The 23,610-nt window shown below is 44.3% G+C and carries 18 protein-coding genes; 11 read left to right on the top strand and 7 right to left on the bottom strand.

Features of this window, described 5'->3' with window-relative positions; translation table 11 throughout:
* Positions 1 to 94 precede the first annotated feature (94 nt).
* The 6 genes from purH (at position 95) to rodA (ending at position 7,516) form a co-directional block, all read left to right on the top strand.
* Positions 95 to 1,618, top strand: a complete 1,524-nt coding sequence (purH, locus tag DW036_RS17200) for a bifunctional phosphoribosylaminoimidazolecarboxamide formyltransferase/IMP cyclohydrolase (RefSeq protein ID WP_118465468.1) — start codon at positions 95 to 97, stop codon at positions 1,616 to 1,618.
* Between the two features lie 113 nt (positions 1,619 to 1,731).
* Positions 1,732 to 2,754, top strand: coding sequence for a rod shape-determining protein (locus tag DW036_RS17195; RefSeq protein WP_007667579.1), 1,023 nt, complete (start codon positions 1,732 to 1,734; stop codon positions 2,752 to 2,754).
* A gap of 9 nt (positions 2,755 to 2,763) precedes the next feature.
* Positions 2,764 to 3,606, top strand: coding sequence for a rod shape-determining protein MreC (gene mreC, locus DW036_RS17190; RefSeq protein WP_118465467.1), 843 nt, complete (start codon positions 2,764 to 2,766; stop codon positions 3,604 to 3,606).
* Between the two features lie 95 nt (positions 3,607 to 3,701).
* Positions 3,702 to 4,202: a rod shape-determining protein MreD gene (gene mreD, locus DW036_RS17185; RefSeq protein WP_118465466.1), complete on the top strand. Its 501-nt coding sequence runs from the start codon at positions 3,702 to 3,704 to the stop codon at positions 4,200 to 4,202.
* Between the two features lies 1 nt (position 4,203).
* Positions 4,204 to 6,069 (top strand): penicillin-binding protein 2, encoded by a 1,866-nt coding sequence (gene mrdA, locus DW036_RS17180; protein ID WP_118465465.1) that lies wholly within the window; start codon positions 4,204 to 4,206, stop codon positions 6,067 to 6,069.
* Entirely contained in the window at positions 6,050 to 7,516 is a 1,467-nt protein-coding gene (gene rodA / locus DW036_RS17175; RefSeq protein WP_118465464.1) for a rod shape-determining protein RodA, read from the top strand. Before mrdA ends, rodA begins: the two co-directional genes overlap by 20 nt.
* Here rodA and DW036_RS17170 read toward each other — a convergent pair.
* The 5 genes from DW036_RS17170 to DW036_RS17150 form a co-directional block, all read right to left on the bottom strand.
* Positions 7,505 to 7,990, bottom strand: coding sequence for a gliding motility lipoprotein GldH (locus DW036_RS17170; protein WP_118465463.1), 486 nt, complete (start codon positions 7,988 to 7,990; stop codon positions 7,505 to 7,507). The genes rodA and DW036_RS17170 overlap by 12 nt on opposite strands.
* A complete protein-coding gene (gene ricT / locus DW036_RS17165) occupies positions 7,968 to 9,311 on the bottom strand; it encodes a regulatory iron-sulfur-containing complex subunit RicT (protein WP_118465462.1) in 1,344 nt (447 codons plus the stop codon). Before ricT ends, DW036_RS17170 begins: the two co-directional genes overlap by 23 nt.
* 41 nt (positions 9,312 to 9,352) lie before the next feature.
* Positions 9,353 to 10,471 (bottom strand): DNA polymerase III subunit delta', encoded by a 1,119-nt coding sequence (locus DW036_RS17160; protein ID WP_118465461.1) that lies wholly within the window; start codon positions 10,469 to 10,471, stop codon positions 9,353 to 9,355.
* A 51-nt stretch (positions 10,472 to 10,522) separates the two neighbouring features.
* Positions 10,523 to 11,476, bottom strand: coding sequence for a methylenetetrahydrofolate reductase [NAD(P)H] (gene metF / locus DW036_RS17155; protein ID WP_118465460.1), 954 nt, complete (start codon positions 11,474 to 11,476; stop codon positions 10,523 to 10,525).
* A gap of 95 nt (positions 11,477 to 11,571) precedes the next feature.
* Complete coding sequence (locus DW036_RS17150; protein WP_118465459.1) at positions 11,572 to 13,476, bottom strand: fimbrillin family protein; 1,905 nt, start codon at positions 13,474 to 13,476, stop codon at positions 11,572 to 11,574.
* A 388-nt stretch (positions 13,477 to 13,864) separates the two neighbouring features.
* Between DW036_RS17150 and metA the strand changes: the two genes are divergently transcribed.
* From metA to DW036_RS17135, 3 genes are all read left to right on the top strand, one after another.
* The gene (gene metA, locus DW036_RS17145; protein ID WP_007209648.1) at positions 13,865 to 14,782 is read left to right on the top strand and encodes a homoserine O-succinyltransferase; all 918 of its coding nucleotides are present in this window, start codon (positions 13,865 to 13,867) and stop codon (positions 14,780 to 14,782) included.
* An 89-nt stretch (positions 14,783 to 14,871) separates the two neighbouring features.
* Positions 14,872 to 16,770, top strand: a complete 1,899-nt coding sequence (locus DW036_RS17140) for a U32 family peptidase (RefSeq protein ID WP_118465458.1) — start codon at positions 14,872 to 14,874, stop codon at positions 16,768 to 16,770.
* A complete protein-coding gene (locus tag DW036_RS17135; RefSeq protein ID WP_118465457.1) occupies positions 16,760 to 17,806 on the top strand; it encodes a hypothetical protein in 1,047 nt (348 codons plus the stop codon). Before DW036_RS17140 ends, DW036_RS17135 begins: the two co-directional genes overlap by 11 nt.
* Before the next feature lie 268 nt (positions 17,807 to 18,074).
* Here the strand turns inward: DW036_RS17135 and DW036_RS17130 are convergent, their stop codons facing one another.
* Together DW036_RS17130 and DW036_RS17125 are read right to left on the bottom strand one after the other, a co-directional pair.
* Complete coding sequence (locus DW036_RS17130; RefSeq protein WP_118465456.1) at positions 18,075 to 20,459, bottom strand: TonB-dependent receptor; 2,385 nt, start codon at positions 20,457 to 20,459, stop codon at positions 18,075 to 18,077.
* A 221-nt stretch (positions 20,460 to 20,680) separates the two neighbouring features.
* Positions 20,681 to 21,310 carry a response regulator transcription factor gene (locus DW036_RS17125; protein ID WP_118465455.1) on the bottom strand — a complete coding sequence of 210 codons (630 nt, stop codon included), beginning with the start codon at positions 21,308 to 21,310 and terminating at the stop codon, positions 20,681 to 20,683.
* A 153-nt stretch (positions 21,311 to 21,463) separates the two neighbouring features.
* Here DW036_RS17125 and lpdA point away from each other — a divergent pair, with 153 nt between their 5' ends.
* Positions 21,464 to 22,813, top strand: a complete 1,350-nt coding sequence (lpdA, locus tag DW036_RS17120; RefSeq protein ID WP_118465454.1) for a dihydrolipoyl dehydrogenase — start codon at positions 21,464 to 21,466, stop codon at positions 22,811 to 22,813.
* The gene (locus DW036_RS17115) at positions 22,813 to 23,562 is read left to right on the top strand and encodes a lipoate--protein ligase family protein (protein ID WP_118465453.1); all 750 of its coding nucleotides are present in this window, start codon (positions 22,813 to 22,815) and stop codon (positions 23,560 to 23,562) included. The genes lpdA and DW036_RS17115 overlap by 1 nt, the downstream gene beginning before the upstream one ends.
* Positions 23,563 to 23,610: the final 48 nt, after the last annotated feature.

The raw sequence follows: 23,610 nt of genomic DNA, 5'->3' as shown, positions 1-23,610 counted from the left end.
TTTTTTAATTATACCTAATTTATTGTGTTTGAGTATGTGTGCAAATAAACATTTTTAGTACCTTTGCACATCAAATACTTATATACGCAATTCCATGTCTGAAACAAAAAGAATTAAAACCGCTTTAGTATCGGTTTATCATAAGGAAGGTTTGGACGAAATCATCACCAAACTGCATGAAGAAGGAGTTGAGTTTCTGTCAACAGGCGGAACTCGTCAGTTTATAGAATCACTGGGTTATCCCTGTAAAGCAGTGGAAGACTTGACCACGTATCCCTCTATCCTGGGTGGACGTGTGAAGACCCTGCATCCGAAAGTGTTCGGTGGTATTCTCTGCCGTCGCGGATTGGAACAGGATATGCAACAGATAGAAAAATATGAAATTCCCGAAATAGACCTCGTTATCGTCGATTTGTATCCGTTTGAGGCTACCGTAGCTTCCGGTGCCGACGAGCCGACTATCATCGAGAAAATAGATATAGGCGGCATCTCACTGATCCGTGCTGCTGCCAAGAATTACAATGATGTGGTTATCATCGCTTCCCAGGCACAATACCAGCCGTTCCGCGATATGCTGATGGAACATGGTGCTACCACTTCGCTGGAAGAACGCCGTTGGTTTGCCAAAGAGGCGTTTTCTGTTTCTTCTCATTACGATTCAGCCATCTTCAACTATTTCGATGGTGAAGAAGGTTCCGCATTCCGTTGCTCTGCCAATAATCAGAAGACTTTGCGCTACGGCGAGAACCCGCACCAGAAGGGTTACTTCTACGGAAATCTGGAAGCTATGTTCGACCAGATTCACGGAAAGGAAATCTCTTACAACAACCTGCTCGATATCAATGCAGCCGTTGACCTGATCGATGAATTTGAGGAGACTACGTTTGCCGTATTGAAGCATAACAATGCTTGCGGTCTGGCTTCACGCCCCACGGTGCTCGAAGCATGGAACGATGCATTGGCCGGTGACCCGGTTTCCGCTTTCGGTGGTGTGCTCATCACGAACGGGGTGGTAGACAAGGAAGCTGCTGAGGAAATCAATAAAATCTTCTTCGAAGTAATTATCGCCCCTGATTACGATGTAGACGCATTGGAAATCCTGGGACAGAAGAAAAACCGTATTATTCTGGTTCGCAAGCCTGCCGCACTGCCTAAAAAGCAGTTCCGTTCGCTCCTGAATGGTGTGTTGGTACAGGACCGCGACCTGAACATCGAGAAGCCTGAAGATTTGAAAACTGCAACCACGAAAGCACCTACCGCACAGGAAATAGAAGACATGCTCTTTGCCAACAAGATTGTGAAGAACAGTAAGTCCAACGCTATCGTACTGGCTAAAGGCAAGCAATTGCTGGCAAGCGGTGTGGGACAGACTTCACGTGTGGATGCTTTGAAGCAGGCCATCGAAAAAGCCAAGAACTTCGGCTTCGACCTGAAAGGTGCCGTGATGGCATCCGATGCTTTCTTCCCCTTCCCCGACTGTGTGGAGATTGCCGGAAATGAAGGTGTAACCGCAGTTATTCAGCCGGGTGGTTCCATCAAGGATCAGCTTTCGTTCGACTATTGCAACGAACATGGCATCGCGATGGTGACTACAGGAATTCGTCATTTCAAACACTAATTAGATTTATGATTTATAATTTATGAGTTATGACCGCTGAACAGCAAGAATTGCAAGCACCCTCATAATCATCCATAAATTATAAATCATAATTCATAAATCATAAATGTACAATGGGATTATTCTCTTTTACGCAAGAAATAGCGATGGACCTTGGTACCGCCAATACCATTATTACAACCAATGGTAAGATTGTGGTGGATGAGCCTTCGGTGGTAGCTCTCGACCGTCGCACCGATAAGATGATTGCCGTGGGTGATAAGGCAAAGATGATGCACGAAAAGACCCACGAAAACATACGTACCATCCGTCCGCTTCGCGACGGTGTAATTGCCGACTTCTATGCTTGCGAGCAGATGATACGCGGTTTGATAAAGATGGTGAATAATCGCAACCGTCTGTTTTCCCCTTCGCTCCGTATGGTTATCGGTGTCCCCTCAGGTAGTACTGAAGTGGAGCTGCGTGCCGTGCGCGACTCTGCCGAACATGCCGGCGGACGTGACGTCTACCTGATTTTCGAACCCATGGCTGCCGCTATCGGTATCGGTATCGATGTGGAGGCGCCGGAAGGAAACATGATTGTAGATATAGGTGGTGGTTCTACGGAAATTGCCGTTATCTCCTTGGGGGGTATCGTAGCCAACAACTCCATCCGCATTGCGGGTGATGACCTGACTGCTGATATTCAGGAGTATATGAGCCGCCAACACAATGTGAAGGTCAGCGAGCGTATGGCCGAGCGTATTAAAATCAATGTAGGTGCTGCCTTGACTGAACTGGGTGAAGATGCTCCGGAAGATTATATCGTTCATGGTCCGAACCGCATCACGGCTCTGCCTATGGAAGTACCTGTATGTTATCAGGAAGTAGCGCACTGTCTGGAGAAATCCATCTCGAAGATTGAAACTGCTATCTTGAACGCATTGGAAAATACACCTCCCGAATTGTATGCCGATATTGTGCACAATGGTATTTATCTGGCAGGTGGTGGTGCATTGCTCCGTGGACTCGATAAGCGTTTGACTGATAAGATTAACATTCCGTTCCACATTGCCGAAGATCCCCTGCATGCTGTTGCCAAAGGTACGGGTGTGGCGCTGAAGAATGTGGATCGTTTCTCATTCCTGATGCGGTAATAAAGGCATATGCGAAATTTACTGAACTTTCTTATTAAATACAACTACTGGTTCCTCTTTCTACTGTTAGAGGCAGCCAGTTTTGTTTTATTGTTCCGCTTCAATTACTATCAGCAGAGTGTGTTTTTCACATCGGCCAATAGTGTGGCGGGGAAAGTTTACGATGTTTCGGGAACTATAACTTCTTATTTCCATCTGAAATCTGTCAATGAGGACTTGCTCGACCGTAATATGTGGCTGGAGCAACGAGTGGCATTCCTGGAGAAAACATTGAATAATAAAGGAATGGACTCTGTCCGGCTTTATAGCCTGGAACGGCTTGAACCGGAAGAATACCAGATATTCAAAGCGAATGTCATCAAGAATAGCCTGAACCGGTTGGATAACTATATTACTCTTGATGAAGGATCTGCTGCCGGAATCCGTCCGGAAATGGGTGTGGTAGATGCTAATGGAGTAGTGGGCATTGTCTATAAAACTTCTCTGCATTACTCTACCGTTATTCCGTTGCTGAACAGTAAATCGAGCATCAGTTGCAAGATTGTAGGCAGCGACTATTTCGGTTATTTGAAGTGGGAATATGGAGACTCTCGCTTTGCATATCTGAAGGATTTACCCCGTCATGCTGAGTTTAACTTGGGCGATACGGTGGTGACAAGCGGTTACTCCACAGTATTTCCCGCGGGAGTTATGGTGGGAACGGTGGATGATATGTCCGATTCTCATGACGGGCTCTCTTATCTGTTGAAGATAAAACTGGCTACGGACTTCGGGAAGGTGGGCAATGTGCGGGTGATTGCCCGTACCGGACAAGAGGAGCAGAAGCTGCTGGAGAAGGAAGGGGAGAAATGATGGGATTGATTAGTGATAAGTGTTAGAGTGATTAGTGATAAGCAATTAGTGGGGTAACCTTAATTGTCAATTGTCAATTGTTAATTCAATAAGAGGTGGTCATCAATTATCTGCATAAAATAGGTTGGTTTATCGGTTTGGTACTATTGCAGGTGCTGATACTGAATAATGTGCATATTGCCGGATATGCCACTCCTTTTCTATATATCTATCTCATACTGAAATTCGAGTCGGAAACGCCGCGGAATGCTTTGATGCTGTGGGCGTTTTTTCTGGGACTGACGGTGGATATCTTCTCGGACACACCGGGGATGAATGCTGCGGCTACGGTGGCTCTGGCTTTTTTACGCCCTACTTTCCTGCGTTTGTTTGTACCGCGGGATACGCTCGAAAACATAGTTCCTTCGATCAAATCGATGGGGATTGTTCCTTTCCTGAAGTATTTGATTGTTAGCGTTTTTATTCATCATGCAATATTACTTACCATAGAATTCTTTTCGTTCGCCCATATCGGAACATTGCTGCTGAGAATTGTGGCAAGTACGTTGCTGACTGTAACCTGTATCATGGCTATAGAAGGAGTGAAGAAGAAGTAAGATGGCAAAGGATTATACACTCGAAAAGCGGAAATTAGTGATAGGTGGGGTAGCAATTGTGATTGTTATCATTTATATCATGCGTCTTTTTGTGTTGCAAATCATGACTGATACTTACAAGAAGAACGCAGATAGCAATGCTTTCCTCAATAAAATCCAGTATCCTTCGCGCGGTGCGATTTATGACCGCAATGGAAAGTTGCTGGTGTTCAACCAACCTGCGTATGACATCACATTCGTGCCGCGAGAGGTGACGGAACTGGATACTCTCGATTTTTGCCGCACACTGAATATTACGAAAGAACAGTTGCTGAAGCGAATGAAAGATGTGAAAAACCGCTGGATGAACCCCGGTTATTCCAGATATACGCATCAGGTGTTTATGACGCAGCTCTCAGCGGAAGAGTGCGGTGTATTTCAGGAAAAGCTTTTCAAATTTCCGGGCTTTTATATTCAGAGGCGTACGATCCGGCAATATACTTACAATGCTGCCGGACATGCTTTGGGAGATATCGGTGAGGTTTCAATGAGAGATATTGAGGCTGATGATTATTACATTCGCGGTGACTATGTAGGTAAGCAAGGTATAGAAAAGTCATACGAGAAATACCTGCGTGGTGAAAAAGGAGTAGAGGTTTTGCTTCGTGATGCGCATGGACGTATTCAGGGGCATTATATGGATGGCAAATTGGACCGGCCATCGATACCGGGCAAGAACTTGAAATTAGGATTGGATATTGATTTGCAGATGTTGGGTGAGCGTCTGATGAAGAATAAAATCGGTGCAATTGTGGCTATTGAGCCGGAAACCGGAGAGATTCTATGTCTGGTATCTGCACCTAATTTTGATCCGCATCTGATGATCGGACGTCAGCGTGGGAAAAACCATAATATGTTGCAGAAAGATAAACAGAAACCGTTGCTGAATCGTGCGATTATGGGTGTTTATCCTCCGGGGTCTACTTTTAAAACAGCCCAAGCGCTGACATTCTTGCAAGAAGGTATCATACAGCCGTCCACATCGTTTCCTTGTTCTCATGGATTTATTTATGGAGGTTTGCGTGTAGGATGTCACGGACACGGATCACCACTTCCGTTGATACCAGCTATTGCCACTTCATGTAATGCTTATTTCTGTTGGGGGCTTTATCGCATGTTTGGTGATAAGAAATACGGTTCGCCGCAGAATGCACTTACTGTATGGAAAGATCACATGGTTTCTCAAGGATTTGGTTATAAGCTGGGAACTGATTTGCCGGGTGAGAAACGCGGATTTATTCCCAATGCAGGTGTTTATGATAAGGCCTATCGTGGATCATGGAATGGATTGACGGTAATCAGTATTTCTATCGGTCAGGGTGAAGTTTTAAGTACACCTTTGCAAATGGCAAACTTAGCGGCTACCATTGCCAATCGTGGTTATTTTGTGACTCCGCATATTGTGAAGGATATTCAGGATGCAGAATTGGATAGTACCTACCGGGAACGTCGTTACACTTCTATCGACCGCTCTTATTATGAAGAAATTGTAGAAGGTATGCGGGCTGCCGTTACGGGAGTTACCGGAAGTGCTACTTGCCGTATAGCCGGAACTATCCTGCCGGGTGTAGAAGTCTGTGGAAAGACGGGTACGGCACAGAACCGCGGACATGACCACTCTGCATTTATAGGTTTTGCCCCGATGGACAAGCCGAAGATCGCTATTGCTGTTTATGTAGAGAATGGTGGTTGGGGTGCAACTTATGGAGTACCTTATGGTGCTTTAATGATGGAGCAGTATTTGAATGGAAAACTTTCGCCTGCCAGCGAAGAAAGAGCGGAAGAAATGAGTAATCGTGTGATAATGTATGGTGACGAGGAGAGATAGTATATGGAAATCACTGGATTGGGTAACGATCTGTGTTTACTTGATTCTGATTGCATTCGGTTGGTTCAGCGTTTGCGGGGCAAGCTATGATTATGGCGACCGTGACTTCTGGGATTTCTCCACTCGTGCAGGTAAGCAATTGGTTTGGATCATTTGCTCTTTCGGATTAGGCTTTGTATTATTGATGCTTGAAGATGACATTTATGATATGTTTGCCTATCTGATTTATATAGCGCTTGCCATATTACTTGTAGTCACTATCTTTATAGCCCCTGATACGAAGGGATCGAGGTCGTGGCTGGTCATGGGGCCGGTAAGTTTGCAGCCGGCGGAATTTGCCAAGTTTGCTACGGCACTGGCGCTTGCCAAGTATATGAATTCCTATTCGTTCACCATGAAGAACTGGAAGAATATCCTGATGATGGTTTTCCTTATTTTGTTCCCGATGATACTTATTATCTTACAGCGTGAGACTGGCTCAGCATTGGTATATACTGCTTTCTTCTTGGTTCTGTATCGGGAGGGGATGCCGGGTGTGGTTCTGTTTTCCGGATTGTGCGCGGTAGTTTACTTTGTGGTAGGCATTCGTTTTGATCAGGTGTTTATTGCCGATACGCCGACACCGATAGGGGAGTTTACTGTGCTCTCGATGGTCTTGCTGTCTGCGGCAGGAATGGTGTGGGTTTATAAGAAGAAATGGGAACCGGTACGCAATATATTGTTAGTTACCATTGGAGTGTTACTGATCGCTTATTTTATATCGGAATATGTGACTCCGTTTAATTTGGTTTGGGTGCAATGGGGACTGTGTGTGCTGGTGGTTGGGTATCTTATTTTCCTTTCGTTAAGTGAACGTCATCTTAGTTATTTCCTGATAGGTATGTTTGCTATCGGTTCTATCGGTTTCTTATATTCCAGTGATTACTTCTTTAATAAAGTATTGGAGCCTCACCAGCAGATACGTATCAAGGTGGTATTGGGCATGGAAGAAGACTTGGCTGGTGCCGGGTACAATGTCAACCAATCGAAGATAGCTATCGGTTCCGGTGGTCTGACAGGAAAGGGATTCCTGAATGGTACTCAGACTAAGCTGAAATATGTACCCGAACAAGATACGGACTTTATTTTCTGCACAGTAGGTGAAGAAGAAGGATTTATAGGTTCTACTGCCGTGCTGCTCTTATTCCTTATATTAATACTCCGCCTGATTGCTGTGGCGGAGCGGCAACCGTCTACGTTTGGTCGGGTCTATGGTTACTCGGTCGTTAGTATATTCCTGTTTCACCTATTTATTAATGTAGGTATGGTGCTGGGATTGACGCCTGTGATAGGTATTCCGCTGCCATTCTTTAGTTATGGCGGTTCTTCGCTTTGGGGATTCACCATCCTGCTGTTCATCTTCCTGCGGATTGATGCAGGACGCAAAAAGAGACTGTCAGCGTTTTAGTTTGATTCCTACATCGTTGATTCCGGGAAGGACTTCGTCCGGTAGAAGGTGTATAATCTTGAAGCGGTAGTCTCCGGCTTTTCCAATACGGATGAATCCTGCTGGGAGTGTTGATTGATATAGCCCACCCCAGCCATCTCCTAACCAGATACCTGCATTGTCAGCAAGTCGCAGTTCCAATGTATCCCGCTTGATGTTTTGGGTTTCCGGGCTGTCGTAGTAGATAAGTAGGGGCAGATTCTGATACGGATAATTATTCCGGTTTCTTACTTCTACGGATACATTGTAGAGTGTAGCGGAGTCCGCAACTGAAACATTGAAGAATAGCGTGTCATTCCGCTGCCAACCTTCCGTTGGCAGGGATTGAAAAGAATGATATACAGTCTGCTCATCGCAGGCTGTGTAGAAGCTTGCGATGAACAGCAGTATCAAACTCTGCAGGAGAGATGTTTTATTCTTGAGCAGGTTTTTCATTTCCGGCTGGTTTCTCTCCTTGTGGTCTGGGGGGATTGTTGGGGCGATTCTTGGGTCTGTTGCGCCTGGGCTGTTCTCCCCGTCTCTGATCACCTTGTTGTGGTCTGGGCTTGTCAGTTTGTGGCCTGGGTTCACCTTGTGGGCGTGGTCTGGATTGTTGATCTCCGGGTTGATTCGGATTTCCTTTTTTCTTTTTCTTGCGGTTGTTATTACCGCCGTTTCCGTTTCCACTACCGTTATTTTCTCCGCCGTTTTTACCTTTACGGCTACGGTCGAAGCGTGTTAAGCTTTCCTGTTCCAACAAATCTATCGGCTTCTTGGGTTCCACCTGACGTGCTTCTTCTACAAGACTTTCGGGCTTAGTGCCCCGTTTGTTCATACCGATAATCTCAAATGCACGCTTACCACTGATTGTTACCAGATTGGCAGGAATGTTCTTATCGGTAGAGTAGGTAATCTGATTGCTCAGAATATCTGCTTTAAAGAAATAGAAAGTACCGTCTTTGGTTTCCAGTTCGATCTCTCTGGAAGGAAGACGTTTTTGGGCTTCCACATAGCAGTCCACTTCATAGTTGAGACAGCATTTCAGTTTGGCACATTGTCCTGCCAGTTTTTGCGGATTGAGAGAAATGTCCTGATAACGGGCGGCGCTTGTTGATACTGACACGAAAGAGGTCATCCAGGTGGCACAGCAGAGCTCGCGTCCACAAGGACCGATGCCACCGATTCGTCCGGCCTCTTGGCGTGCACCAATCTGCTTCATTTCAATGCGGACATGAAAAGCATCTGCCAATACCTTGATCAGCTGGCGGAAGTCTACACGCTCGTCGGCAATATAATAGAAGATAGCTTTGTTACCGTCTCCCTGATATTCCACATCCCCGATTTTCATGTTGAGATTCAAGTTGAGGGCAATCTGCCGGGCGCGTATCATGGTGTCGTGTTCGCGTCCTTTGGCCTCATTATATTTGTCCATATCTACCTGTTTGGCTTTACGGTAGATGCGCTTGATATCAGCCTCAGACTTGATGTTGGCTTTTCGCATTTGCAGCGGAACAAGACGTCCGGTTAGGGTCACTACACCGATGTCATGTCCCGGCGTTGCTTCTACGGCCACGATGTCACCCTTTTCAAGAGGTATATGGTTGCTATTGCGGAAATACCCTTTGCGGGTATTCTTGAACTGAACTTCTACCAGGTCGCTTTCTTCTCCGTTTCCGGGAATGTCGGCCAGCCAGTCGTAGGTGTTCAGTTGCTTGTCTTGCCTGCCGCAACTTTTGCAGCAGAGACCTCCGCTTCCGTTATGTAGTTTAAAATCCATTTTTTTATTTATGATTGAGATTACTACTATATATCTGATTTCTACTGTTTCAGTAGAACTATCATTTTCAATGAAAAATCAAAGAAGACCATCCTTGCATTTACATTTTGCTCGATATGTATCTGCGCTTCACTCAATTCATCCATCATTCCCATTACATTCCGTTCGTTGATAAAAGGGGCGAAACGGGTAGCGAAGTTTTGTTCGGGCAAAGTCATGTAACTCATCTCTTTGCAATGCAGGTTATAGATGAAATTCTCGCGTATCATACGCTGGGCGTATGTCAGGAAGTTCTTCTGCCGTTCGCGTCCCATGCCTGCCAGTTGCTCACTCCATTGCTTCATTTCACGTATCTTCCGTTGATAGGAAAGACGCATGAGGCTGACAAAGAGTTCAAAGAACAGTTCGTTTTCTTCGTTCAGGTGGATGGTTTCCAATGCTTTGATAAAGTCACCGTTTGCAAGATGCGCCAAGGTGAAGCTATCATTAGGACGTACACCGTACTTCTGTTGCAAGGCGTTGGCAATATCCGTTTCTTCTATTTTACGGATGTTGAAACGTTGCGTACGGCTCAAGATTGTCGGCAGTATCATGTCCGGAGCTTCGGATATCAATAAGAATACTGTCTTTTCGGGAGGTTCTTCCAGAAGCTTCAATAGCTTATTGGCACAAACTACGTGCATTTTCTCCGGTAGCCAGACGATAGTAACCTTGTAGCCGCCTTCGCTCGATTTCAGACTGAGCTTGCGCACTATCTCGTCACTCTCCTTTGCATAGATAATGGCTTGTCCGTTTTCAGCATCCATCTCGTTTAGCCAGTGGTTGAGACTGAAATAAGGGCTGTTCAGCACCAGATGGCGCCAGTCAGCTATGTAATCGTCGCACACTTCTTTCTTCCCTTTTTTTACGATGGGAAAGACGAAATGCACATCCGGATGTACCAGCTTATTCCACTTTATGCAGGAGGGACAAGTACCACAGGCATCTGTATCTGTACGGTTCGGGCAACAGATGTAACGGGCATAAGCCATTGCCAACGGAAGTTTTCCCACTCCCGATGGGCCACAGAAGAGCTGAGCATGAGGAATACGTCCCTCTTGCACTTCCTGTCTGAGTCGTTGTTTGGCTGCTTCTTGTCCTATTACCTCTTTGAAAAACACAATATTATATATGGTTTTATAATTTACAACTAATGTTACTTGATTTCGGCCTTAGTATACCAGTTTTGCAACTTCTTTTATACTGTCCACTGCACCGATGGAGTAGAAGTGAATACTGGGTACTCCATGTTCCACTAATTCCTTACATTGCTTAACACACCATTCGATGCCTACTTGTTTGGCTTCTTCATCCGTTTTGCATTTCATCGCTTCGCATGCCAGTTCTTCGGGCAAGTCCACTTTGAAAGTCTTGGGTATCATGCTGATTTGAGATATCTTCTTGAACGGTTTGATACCTGGAATGATGGGAATGGTAACTCCGGCTTTCCGGGCACGTTCTACGAAGTCGAAGTATTTCCGGTTATCATAAAAAAGCTGTGTGACGGCATATTCTGCACCGGCTTCCATTTTCTTTTTCAGCCAGTAGATATCAGTGTCAATATTGGGAGCTTCTTCGTGTTTTTCGGGATAACATGCTACACCATAGGAAAATGGTGTATTGGTCACTTTCATTTCCGAACCATCTACGAAGATGCCTTTATTGAAGTTGTTAATTTGTTCCTGCAATTCAGTGGCATGATGGTAGCCATCGCCTTCGGGAGTGAAGGCAGACTCATGTTTTGCTTTATCCCCACGTAACACCAGCAAGTCGGTAATACCCAGGAATTGCAGATCGAGCAGTACATATTCCGTCTCTTCGCGGGTGAAACCACTGCAAAGAAGATGCGGAACTACAGTAATATTATATCTGTTTTGGATAGCGGCAGCTACGGCAACAGTTCCAGGACGGCGGCGCAAGCGATTGCGCTGAAACAAACCGTTTCCCAGATCTTTGTACACATATTCGCTGCGATGTGTGGTGATATTGATGTATTTCGGGTCAAATTCCCGTAAAGTATCTATGGTGTCGTACAGCTTTTCGATGCCTGTGCCTTTCAGCGGTGGCAGTATTTCAAAAGAGAAAGCTGTCTTCTCGTTGCTGTGTATCAGGTCGATAATTCTCATTTCTTTTTCGTTGTCTTTGTTCGGTGAACAAAACTAATTTGTACATTGGGAACAAAAATACGAAAAAGAAATGAGATATGCTTTTTTTTGTTGGGCTATTCTTTTAGACAGCGTATGGAAAAGGCCTTATAGTAAGTTTCATTTTTAACATGGGTTGCAGCAACAGAAAACTTGGTGCTGCTTCCGGTGAAACTTATAGATTGTTCTGGTATGCTATTTTCTGTCTCATTTAGTGTCCAGTAGCATACTAATTGTTTTTGGGATATATTTTTTCCTGCTCCCCAAATACCTACGGGATATGCTGAAAAACCAGTTAGATTAGAACCTGAGTCAATTGTGTCACCCTCTTTTAATACTTCCCATTCTCCGGTTTTTAATATCGAAGCGCCGTCTTTGGTATATTCTTTTAAGGCTTGCCAATCATCACTATCTGGGATTTTCCATCCTGCAGGTGCCAACTCTCCCTCAAGTACAGCTTCTCCATTATAAAAATATGTTTCTGTACTCTGGGGTCTGAAATAGCCAGGGCCTTCTCCCAACTGAGCTTTTTTATTCAATGTAGTTCCATTCCTGTACGCCGTTGCACATAAATCTTCTCTCATCCAATATTGAGTGCCTATTTTTACGATTGGATACTCATAAGTGTTTCCCTTTCGTATATCCCTGATGGTATAGCTGGCAATATCTATGCTGATTGGATCCTCTGTTTCTTCCAGTAAGATTTCACCCTTTTCATTAAGATAGAATTTGTCAACAGACTGGAGATTCCCTTCTGTATAAGCAAAGGGACTATCGTCTGTATTCCAGTTTATGCTTCCTCCACTTATCGCTCTTTCATCATCCAGTAGTTTCAGAACAACACCTTTACTCAGATTGCTCGTTTCATCTTCTTTCACCGGGTATGCAACAATTGCTCTCGAAATTATTTGATCAGATTTTAGATACTCTTTACAAACTTCTGCCATCGGCTTACCGTCATGATAGATTCTGTATATGTTCGATTGAGAGAAAGTGAGTGCCGCCAAATGAATAGCTGTGATGCCGCCGCTGTTATTAGTATCTTTGCTATCTCCGGGCAGCCAGTCTTCAACTGTACTGGTTATTCCGGTAAGAGAATGGCTGGTTGTCTGCATAGCTTCGATGTCGATTTGACATTGTGTGCTTCCTGTCATATTCAGTTTTGGCATTGGGCAGGTATATATTTTCCCGTTCCATTCCATTATGAAAGATTGAGCGTTAGCATCAGCGTCTTGTGGTATGATGATGAATTCTTTTCCTGTTAAAGTCCCTTTTACTATGTTCCATTCACCATATGGGATGATGTCTGCTTCCTCTGTTAAGTTTATAAACTTGTCTGTATCAGTATTATATTCTGCTTTAGTTTTGAAGCCTACTGCAATAATCTGAGGATTCGCTTTATATATCTTTGTTATATCTTCTCCAGTGCCGGCTGTGATTGTGATTTTTATCTTGGTCAACTTATGCTTGTAATGGAGTACGACTGCATCTTCGCTGCTTTCTACATTTTTCGCGGAGGCTATCATGAAATCGGATATGGAGAGAGCTTTTGTGCTGCTTTGGTCGGTTTGTACAGATACAGGAATGGTAGATTGGCCTGTTTTTATTCCGGTTGACTGATAGGGGTAATAACTGATAAAATTGAGTGTTGCATCTCCTGCCGGATAGAAAACGGTCTTTTCAGGGATGAATGCATTCTTTTCCCCACATTCCAGTTGTAAATTGTCAATGTAACGCTTTTCTGTAATTGGAGTAGATGGAAGCATTGCATATAAACCTACTTTATCTCCTTTTTCAAAGGCAGTATTAGTCACACGTGTATCGGCCTTACTGACTTTTGTGGTGAAATTGATGGGAATAGTGCCGGGAACAGGATCGGGAGAAGTTTCTGGGTCTAATTCATTGACACAAGAACTAAATAAGAAAATGATACAGAATGAGAGTAAGGTCAGTCTGTTGTTTTTGATAGTTGTTTTGTTCATAATAGTATGATTTTTTGTGAAACACGACTGTCGCATTTCAAATTAATGTGTTAATTAAAGCATCGGAATATCTGGGGTGGATAAGGACCATAATTGGTATAGGAAAGTCAGTGGCTTTGGGATGCTAATTAAGTGAATTCACGCTTGAACTCCGGCTCTGTTCCATCTTAATGTTTTTCAATGTTCATTAACTTTACGGGCGGCAAAGGTAGGATAATATTTTAAATACATGAAAGGAAAGATGCCTTTTTGTTGATAATTTTATCTATAATGCTTTGTATGAAGAAGATAAATAACTTGAAATAGCTCTACATTTTCATTCTTTCGCGGGAGATTTCAAAATTATCACGTACCTTTGTACTCTAAATTAAAGATAATCTGATAACTTATGCCATTAAATTTACCTGATAAGCTGCCGGCGATAGAGTTGCTGAAAGAAGAGAACATATTTGTTATTGACAACTCCCGCGCCACGCAACAGGACATCCGTCCGTTGCGCATCGTTATCCTGAACTTGATGCCTTTGAAGATTACCACGGAAACTGATCTTGTGCGTCTGCTCTCCAACACACCGCTTCAGGTGGAAATCTCGTTTATGAAAATCAAGAGTCATACATCAAAGAATACGCCTGTAGAACACATGCAGACGTTCTATACTGACTTTGAAAAGATGCGTGGTGAGAAGTACGACGGTATGATTATCACCGGTGCTCCTGTAGAACAACTGGATTTTGAAGAGGTGACTTACTGGGATGAAATAATGGAAATATTCGATTGGGCGCGTACGCATGTCACATCCACCCTTTATATATGCTGGGCTGCACAGGCCGGACTTTATCATCATTATGGAGTACCCAAGTATGCGTTGGATAAGAAAATGTTCGGCATATTCGAGCATCGTCCTTTAGATCCGTTGCATGCTATTTTCCGTGGTTTTGATGATATGTTCTACGTACCCCATAGCCGTCACACCGAAGTACGGAAAGAAGACATTCTGAAAGTGCCGGAACTTACTTTGCTTTCGGAGTCGGAAGATGCAGGCGTACACTTGGTGGTAGCACGTGGTGGACGTGAGTTCTTTGTTACCGGACATTCGGAATACTCTCCACTGACGCTGGATACGGAATATCGCAGGGATGTGGATAAAGGTCTGCCCATTGAAATACCTCGTAATTATTATGTGGATAATGATCCGGACAAAGGTGTGATGGTACGTTGGCGTGCCCATGCCAATCTGCTGTTCTCTAATTGGTTGAACTATTTCGTTTATCAGGAAACTCCGTACAATATTAACGATATAAAGTAGCTACAAGCTACGAGCTATGAGTGACAAGACCTTGCGGTCTATAGCGTAGCACTCGTAGCTTGTAGCCTGTAACTTGTAACTAAAACGATATGATAAAGCAACGGAAGATAGAGCTACTGGCCCCTGCCAAGAACATGGAATGTGGCATTGAAGCTATTAACCACGGTGCGGATGCAGTGTACATTGGTGCGCCTAAGTTTGGCGCACGTGCGGCAGCCGGCAATTCGTTGGAAGATATAGCTGCTTTGGTGGCTCATGCCCATTTATATAATGCCCGGATTTATGTGACTGTCAATACCATCTTGAAGGAAGAAGAACTGGCGGAGACGGAGAAAATGATTTGGGATTTGTATCGTGCGGGAGTAGATGCCCTCATTGTGCAAGACATGGGAATCACTCGCTTAAACCTGCCGCCTATTCCCTTGCACGCCAGTACCCAAATGGATAACCGTACACCGGAGAAAGTACGTTTCCTAGCAGAAGCCGGTTTCCGGCAAGTAGTCTTGGCGCGTGAGCTTTCCCTTCAGGAAATCAGCCATATTCATAAAGCTTGTCCGGAAGTGCCGTTGGAAGTATTTGTACATGGGGCACTTTGCGTTAGTTATAGCGGGCAATGTTATGTCAGCCAGGCTTGTTTCGGACGTAGTGCCAACCGGGGAGAATGTGCGCAATTCTGTCGTTTGCCTTTCAGTCTGATGGATGCCGACGGAAAAGTAATTGTACGTGATAAGCATTTGCTATCTCTCAAAGATTTGAATCAGAGTGATATCCTGGAAGAGTTGCTTGATGCAGGTGCTACTTCGCTCAAGATAGAAGGCCGTCTGAAAGATGTCTCTTACGTAAAGAATGTTACGGCTGCTTACCGCCAAAAGCTGGATGCTATCTTTACACGCCGTAAAGAGTACGTCCGGGCTTCTTCCGGTACTTGTAATTATATATTCCGTCCCCAGTTAGATAAAAGTTTTAGTCGAGGGTTTACGCATTACTTCCTGCACGGACGCAGTGAAGGAATCTTCTCTTTCGATACTCCGAAATCCCTCGGTGAAGAGATGGGCACCATGAAGGAACAACGCGGAAACTACCTCACAGTAGCCGGATTGAAATCATTCAATAACGGTGACGGTGTTTGTTATATCGATGAGCAAGGACGCCTGCAGGGCTTCCGTATCAACCGTGTAGATGGAAATAAACTCTATCCGGCAGGTGAGATGCCCCGTATTCGTCCGCGTACTGTGCTTTACCGTAACTACGATCAGGAATTTGAGAAGTTGCTGGCACGTAAGTCTTCCGAACGAAAAATTTCCGTATCCTTGCTTTTGGCAGATACCGCCTTCGGCTTTGCTCTGACTATCACGGATGAGGATGATAATAGCGTTACACTTTCTTTCCCTTACCAGAAAGAACTTGCCCGTACTCCGCAGGCAGATAACCTGCGTACCCAACTCAGTAAATTGGGAAATGCTCCTTTTGAAGCTGGAATATTAGCGGATAATCGTTCGTCCGAAATAAATTCCGCCATAGAAATCCGTTTTTCAGATAATTGGTTTCTTCCCGCTTCCGTAGTAGCCGATTGGCGCCGTCAAGCCGTAGACAAGCTGATTACCGTTCGCCGTATTAATTATAGGCAAGAATTGGCAGTCTGGAAACCTACAACTCATGCTTTCCCTTTGCCGGTAACTTCTTCTAAGGCAACAGCTTCCGCTACTTCATTAACGTACCTCGGTAATGTAATGAATACCCGTGCCGCCTCTTTCTATACCGATCACGGCATTGCTTCCGTAGCTCCGGCTTATGAGAGACAGTCTGTACCGGGTGCTGTTTTAATGTTCTGCAAGCATTGTTTGCGTTATAGTATGGGTTGGTGTCCTACTTATCAGAAGGGGCGTTCACCTTATCGGGAGCCTTATTATTTGCAAGGAACTGATGGTAAGCGCTTCCGTCTGGAGTTTGATTGTAAGAATTGTCAGATGAAAGTATATGCGGAATAAGAGAGTGAAATATGATTTGGAAACACGGATTGGTTCAGAGCAAAGTAGAAGATATAACTTTATCTCTTTGCGTACATCTGCACTGATCTGTATTTCTTTGTTTTTATGTTTCAGTTTTCTTTCCTGTCGTTACTCCCGTCCCGATCTGGACGATGAGGGAATCGGTGATAAAACCCGCGATTCTCTAACGTATCTCTATGAACGGCATTATACGCTGAATACGAATCTGGAAGTGGTGCAAGACTCTGTGGTACTTGCCTGTCTACCGGTGAAGGATTGTTACAATACCCTTTATAAAGGGGACCGTGTGGTAGTAGCAGAATTTGCCGTTCACTCTACGGATAGTGTGGATAGTATCTGGGTCAAATTGGCTCATTCCCAGGAGATACAAGGTTGGATAGGGGAGCAGGAGATGATGCAAGCTTTTGTTCCTACGGATAGTATTTCACAATTTATCTATCTGTTCAGTGATACTCATGCTTCTTATTTCGTAATTATTTTCGCCTTGTTTGTTGGTGCCTGGGTTTTCCGCCTGTTCCGCCGTAAACAGTTGAAGATTGTTTATTTTAATGATATTGATAGTGTATATCCCTTGTTGCTCTGCCTGTTGATGGCATTCAGTGCTACGGTATATGAGACGATGCAAGTCTTTGTGCCCGAAACATGGGAGCATTTCTATTTTAATCCTACACTTTCACCTTTTAAAGTTCCGTTTATCCTTTCGGTCTTTTTGCTGAGTATCTGGTTGTTTATTATTGTACTATTGGCAGTACTCGATGATTTGTTCCGCCAGTTGACTCCTGCTGCTGCCGTATTCTATTTGTTGGGGTTGGCATCTTGCTGCATCTTCTGCTACTTCTTCTTTATACTGACTACACAGATTTATATTGGCTATATTTTTCTTGTTTCTTTCTTTGGGCTTTTCCTAAAGCGAATGTGTGCTACGCTTGTCATTTATCGCTATCGCTGCGGGCGCTGCGGACAGAAATTAAAAGAAAAGGGACCTTGCCCAAGCTGTGGCGCAATCAATGAATAACTTTTAGTAAACCGATATTAGGGATATGGACTAATAAAGGTCAATGACTTTCAGTGAGAGTGAGGGGACTACAAATTCTTAGTCTTCTCACTACGTTGAGAATCTATTCTCGGCATGGAGAGTATGAATTCTCGATGTAGTGAGAAAACGTTCTCCCCTTATTGAGAAAAACGTCTCACGCCTTTGAGAAAAAATCTCGCATGCATGAGACGTTTATGAATCATATGAGTCCTTATTTAAAGGAATATATTCCTCTTTCCCGATGTATTTAGAACCTGCAACGTAGCTCGATTCCTGCCTGTATGGGGCGGCCTTTCTGCATGAATCCGTTGCCCATGCTTTCAAAGTAGAAAGCAGCGTAGTCTTTATCCAGTGCATTGCGAACCCAGAAGTCAATCTGTCCGTTGCCTTTTTGCAGGCTGAGGCGTCCGTTCAATGTGCCGTAGAAGGCTTGGCTGACATCATTCTGCTCGGTCCAATAGATACGTCCTGCACCGGTATAGTCGGCATTAACCTGAATGCGGTCCAACCAATGTCCCGGGGTGATGCGGAACATGTATTGTCCGCCCAGGCTCAGGGTGTGCTTCGGAACAAAGGGAACATAGTTTCCATTATAATCTACAGGTTGTGTTTCTCCGTCTATCTTTGTATTGGTTGCATACTCTTTGAAAGTAGCATATGTATATCCATAAGAAGCGTTGACAGTAAATGCAGTAGTAAGAGCAGCACGCAGGCTTGCTTCAGCACCATAACTATGACTCTTTCCTGCATTTACAGTAATACGCCCCAAACCATTTTCTGCGAATTTAGCAATCTGTTGGTTGCGTGTATCCATATAGAATGCAGAAAGGTCAGCAAGTAAACGTCCTTCCCAAAGTGTGAGGTGGCTTCCAACTTCGTAGTTCCAGGTGTACTCCGGTTTATATCGGGTAGCCTCACTTACTTCCGGCAATTCCTTCTTCATCTTTTTAATCATGGCGGAGAAGCTGCTGAATTTAGGATCAGTCATAATGGCGTCCATCATCGAGTTACTGAGCACTCCTGTTACGAGATCGGAGAACATCTGAATGTTATATCCTCCTGACCGATATCCGCGGGCGGCAGTTGCATAGATGTTATTTCCTTTTTTCCATTCATATTGCAGGGCAAATTTCGGTAATAGTTGAACGTAGTCAGTCGATTCTTTACCCAGATAGACTGCGTTTCCTTCCAAACCCTGGCTCTCGAGTATCTGAGGATTTGCAGGATTTCCCATTTTCATGGAGAAGTTAAAGTTGGTGGTTGCGGCTGCTGAATTATATTCCATCTTTATTTTCTCGTAGTCCATTCGCAGACCAACGGTTGCTGAGAGACCTTTGACAAATAAGTCATTGAAGGTGGATTGATGGAAAAGAGCACCGCTCAAAGTTGGTGTGTCGAAGCTGCCGCTGACAGGTAGGCTTTCATTGTTGATTCCCAGGTGCATGACAGGAATGCCCGGTATACCCATAGATGCGAGACCATCGAAAACACTATTTGCATTGTTTTCAATAACCGATGTGATACCATCCCGGTGAAATAATACCGGTCCGTCTGTGTGCAGTGCCTGATAAAATCCGAAGGCCCCTGTTGTCCATAACCAACGGCGGTTAGGCTTTGATTTCAGAACGATTTCTTCCGAGAAAGTATTTATTTTCTGTTTCTGTTCTATATTAAAAATATTAGCAGCAGAAAAGTCCTGGTCCATGAACATACGGTCGCGAAGCCACTGGTATCCGGTGACAGCACTCAAGGTGAAATTTTGTGCCTGATATTCCAGGTTCAGTCCGGCATTCAGCAAGTTGCGGTAATAGCTGCTTTCTTCATCGTAAGCAACTTTGGCAACTTCCCCGTTTTCCTTATTATAAAGTCCGTATGGATAGCCGCCCTGATCACTATATTCATAACTTACGTTGAAGTCGAGTTTCCAGTTGTCACTGGGCAGATAGATGGCACGCATGCGGCCACCGGCAGATTGTCCTTTGTCTATTTTATCGTTATTGCGTGCCGCATTGCGGAAGAATCCGCCATCATAATCATAAAATCCTCCGGCAGAGAATGCAAAGCGTTCATTCATCCGGTGATAGTGAGTGACGGAAGTATTGTATTGATTGTGTGTACCTGCTCCTATACGGAAGTCGGTACCTTGATAAGAGAAAGGAGATTTGGTATGTACTTTGATGATTCCTCCCATCGCATTCCGTCCGTACAGTGTACCCTGCGGACCGCGCAGCACATCAATACGCTCGATGTCAGAATAATTGAAATCGAATGCGGATTTATCTATATAAGGAATATTGTCAACATAGAGCCCTACGGAGGGAGTATTGATACGCGAACCAATGCCGCGAATGTAGACGGCAGATGTCAGTCGCGAACCGTAATCAGGAATAAATATATTCGGGACAAGTGCTGTCAGATTCTTTATGGAGTTCACTTGTGCAGCCTGCATGTCTTGTTGCGAAAGTAAGGTGACGGCATTGGGCAGCTCGCGCAACTTACGGTTTTCTTTAGGTGCTGCAATGATGAGAACCTCTTCAACGTCCACTATTTTCAGGGTATCCACTTCTTCTGCCGCAATGTTTCCTATGGGTAGGAGTGCCAAGGCAAAAATCAACAATTTACTCTTATTCATTCTTTGTCTTTTATGATAAATGATAATTTAACGAAGCGAAGCTTCGGTAAGTGATAAGCGATTAGTGATAAGTGATAAGTGATTAGCACCATGCGGAATAATAGCGCAGCCCGCTAATCACTTATCACTAAACCCTAATCACTAATAAATTATCATTTATAGGTTTCTGGTTGCAAAGTAAGAGCATTTCCCTTGTCTCCGCAATCCTCATTTATTAGGATTTAGATACGGTCTGCTTCGACGTACCCGTGCATTACTGCATAAATCGTCAGTCCGGCCACTGATTTAATGCCCAGTTTCTCCGTAATATTCTTTCGGTGGGAGATGACGGTAGTCAGGCTGATATTCAGTTTATCGGCAATTTCTTTATTGATGAGTCCTTTGGTTATCAGTACCAGTACTTCTATTTCGCGGGGAGAAAGATCATGTTCGCTGTCGGCGTGAGGATTACCGCACGGATGCGCTGTTGCACCATGGGGATGTCCGTGAGGGTGGCTATGAGAATGTCCGCCTTTGTGTCCGAACTGATGCAGTTGCAGGATGTTCTTTATCAGCGTTTTCTCGTCCTGATAAATATTCAAGGTCGGTATTCCTGCCAGTTGAGGCTGATTGTCACCGTTTGCCAATACAATGGTCTTGGGCTTGCGCGGCAGGAAAAAAGCAGTATGCTCAAAATAGATCTGTGCTGAAACAAAATAATGCGCATACATATCGGGGGTATCGTCCATCAGTTCCTCGAACGAACTGAATACACGGATGACGGCCATCGGGATAATTTCTTCCAGAAGGCTTTGTAATCCCATACATGATAAGGTGTTGGAGTCAGCAATTGCTATTTCGGGAGCTACCATAGTATTTCTTAAATTTCTGCAAAAGTACGGATAAATTTTAGGATGTTGGCTATTGTGGCTGAAAAACAGTAACTTTCCTTAATAGGTTGCTATAGAACTTTGCGCTCTTCTCTTTTGTTGTTAAGTATATAATTTACTTAATACTACTGATTTATGAAATATGATATAGCTATCATCGGCGGTGGTCCTGCCGGATATACGGCAGCCGAAAGAGCGGCTGCAAACGGGCTGCAAACTGTTTTGTTTGAAAAGAAAGCTATTGGCGGTGTTTGTCTTAATGAGGGGTGTATCCCTACCAAAACTCTACTCTATTCCGCCAAGTTGTGGGACAATATGAAGGGCGCGTCCAAATATGGCATCTCTGTGCCCGACGGTTCGTCATTCGATATGAAAAAGATTATCGACCGTAAAGATAAGATTGTGAAAAAGCTGACCGGTGGTGTGAAGATGACGGTCAATTCGTATGGTGCTGTTATTGTGCCGCAGGAAGCCGTTATTGTAGGGGAGGCGGACGGACGTTTCCAGCTTTCGGCTGCCGGCGAAGTATATGAAGTAACCTATCTGTTGGTATGTACAGGTTCCGATACATTGATCCCTCCCATTAAAGGATTATCTGAAATTGATTATTGGACATCAAAGGAAGCATTGGAGATCACAACTTTGCCCCGTTCACTTGTCATTATCGGTGGTGGTGTTATCGGGATGGAATTCGCCTCTTTTTTCAATAGCATGGGTGTGCAGGTGCATGTTGTTGAAATGATGCCCGAAGTATTGGGCGCCATGGATAAGGAAACCAGTGGTATGCTGCGTTCGGAATATCAGAAGCGTGGGGTTAATTTCCATTTGAATGCTAAAGTAATTGAAGTGGGCAAAGAGGGGGTCACTATTGAAAAGGAAGGTAAGACTGCACTTATCGAAGCCGAAAAGGTACTCGTCAGTGTGGGTAGGAAAGCTAACTTGTCCCAGGTCGGTTTGGATAAACTGAACATTGAACTGCTGCGTAACGGTGTGAAGGTGGATGAGCATATGCAGACTTCCCATCCTCGCGTTTATGCCTGTGGTGATATTACCGGACACTCTATGCTGGCACATACTGCCATTCGTGAAAGTGAAGTTGCTGTCAATCATATCCTGGGAGTGGAAGACCGTATGAATTACGATTGTGTACCCGGTGTGGTGTATACCAATCCCGAAGTAGCGGGAGTAGGTAAGACTGAGGAAGAACTGAAAGCATCCGGTATCAGTTATCATGTGCAGAAGCTGCCGATGGCCTATTCCGGTCGTTTTGTAGCCGAGAATGAATTGGTGAACGGGCTTTGTAAGTTGATATTGGATGACGATGATCGGGTGATAGGCTGCCATATGCTGGGAAACCCAGTTTCCGAATTGATTGTTCTTGCCGGACTTGCCGTGCAGCACGGATATACAGTGGAAGAATTTCAAAAGACTGTTTTTCCGCATCCGACGGTCGGTGAAATCTTCCATGAAACTTTGTTTGCATAATGTTCTGTATTGATAATCGCTGTACGGATATCTATTTTAATCTGGCAGCAGAAGAGTATTTGTTGAAGCAGAAGCGAGGTAACTTCTTTATGCTTTGGCAGTCGGAACCTTCCGTAGTGATTGGGAAACATCAGAGTGTGGCGGCGGAAGCGGACGAGAGGTTTCTGGATGAAAAGGGAATAACCCTGGCACGCCGTTTTTCCGGTGGAGGGGCTGTATATCATGACCGAGGAAACATTAACCTGAGTTTTATTGAAACCGTAAAGCAGCCGGACTTTGTATATTACCTGCAACAGGTCGTTGATTTCCTCGAAAAGGTAGGCGTTTCAGCTTATGCTGACCAGCGTCTGGGTATTTATGTGGACGAACGGAAAATATCAGGTAGTGCGCAGTGCATACACAAAGACCGTGTGATGTATCATTGTACTTTGTTGTTTTCAACTGATCTGGATACGTTGAATGCGGCATTGAATGGCGATCCGGATGCGGAAAACCGTTTGCCGGGCTCTCGTACTATGCGTGCAGTACCTTCTGTACGGAGTGAAGTTGCTAATATAAAAGAGTTTTTGTCTGACCCTATGGACATCAAGCGTTTCATGCATTTGCTCTTTCACTCCTTTGTGGATGATGACGATAACCGGATTTACCGCTTCTCTGCCGGAGATATGGAAGCCATCGAACGGTTGAAAGCGGAAAAGTATGCTTGCAAAGAGTGGATATATCATAAATCCGCATTAACTTTTACTTAAGTTAAAAACTTACTACTCAGTTGTTTGTTGTATATATAATGAACTGAG

The organism is Bacteroides sp. AF39-11AC (assembly GCF_003474285.1).
Lineage (GTDB): Bacteria > Bacteroidota > Bacteroidia > Bacteroidales > Bacteroidaceae > Bacteroides.
Note: the sequence above shows the minus strand (reverse complement) of the source record. Positions and strands in the feature narration are given on the sequence as shown.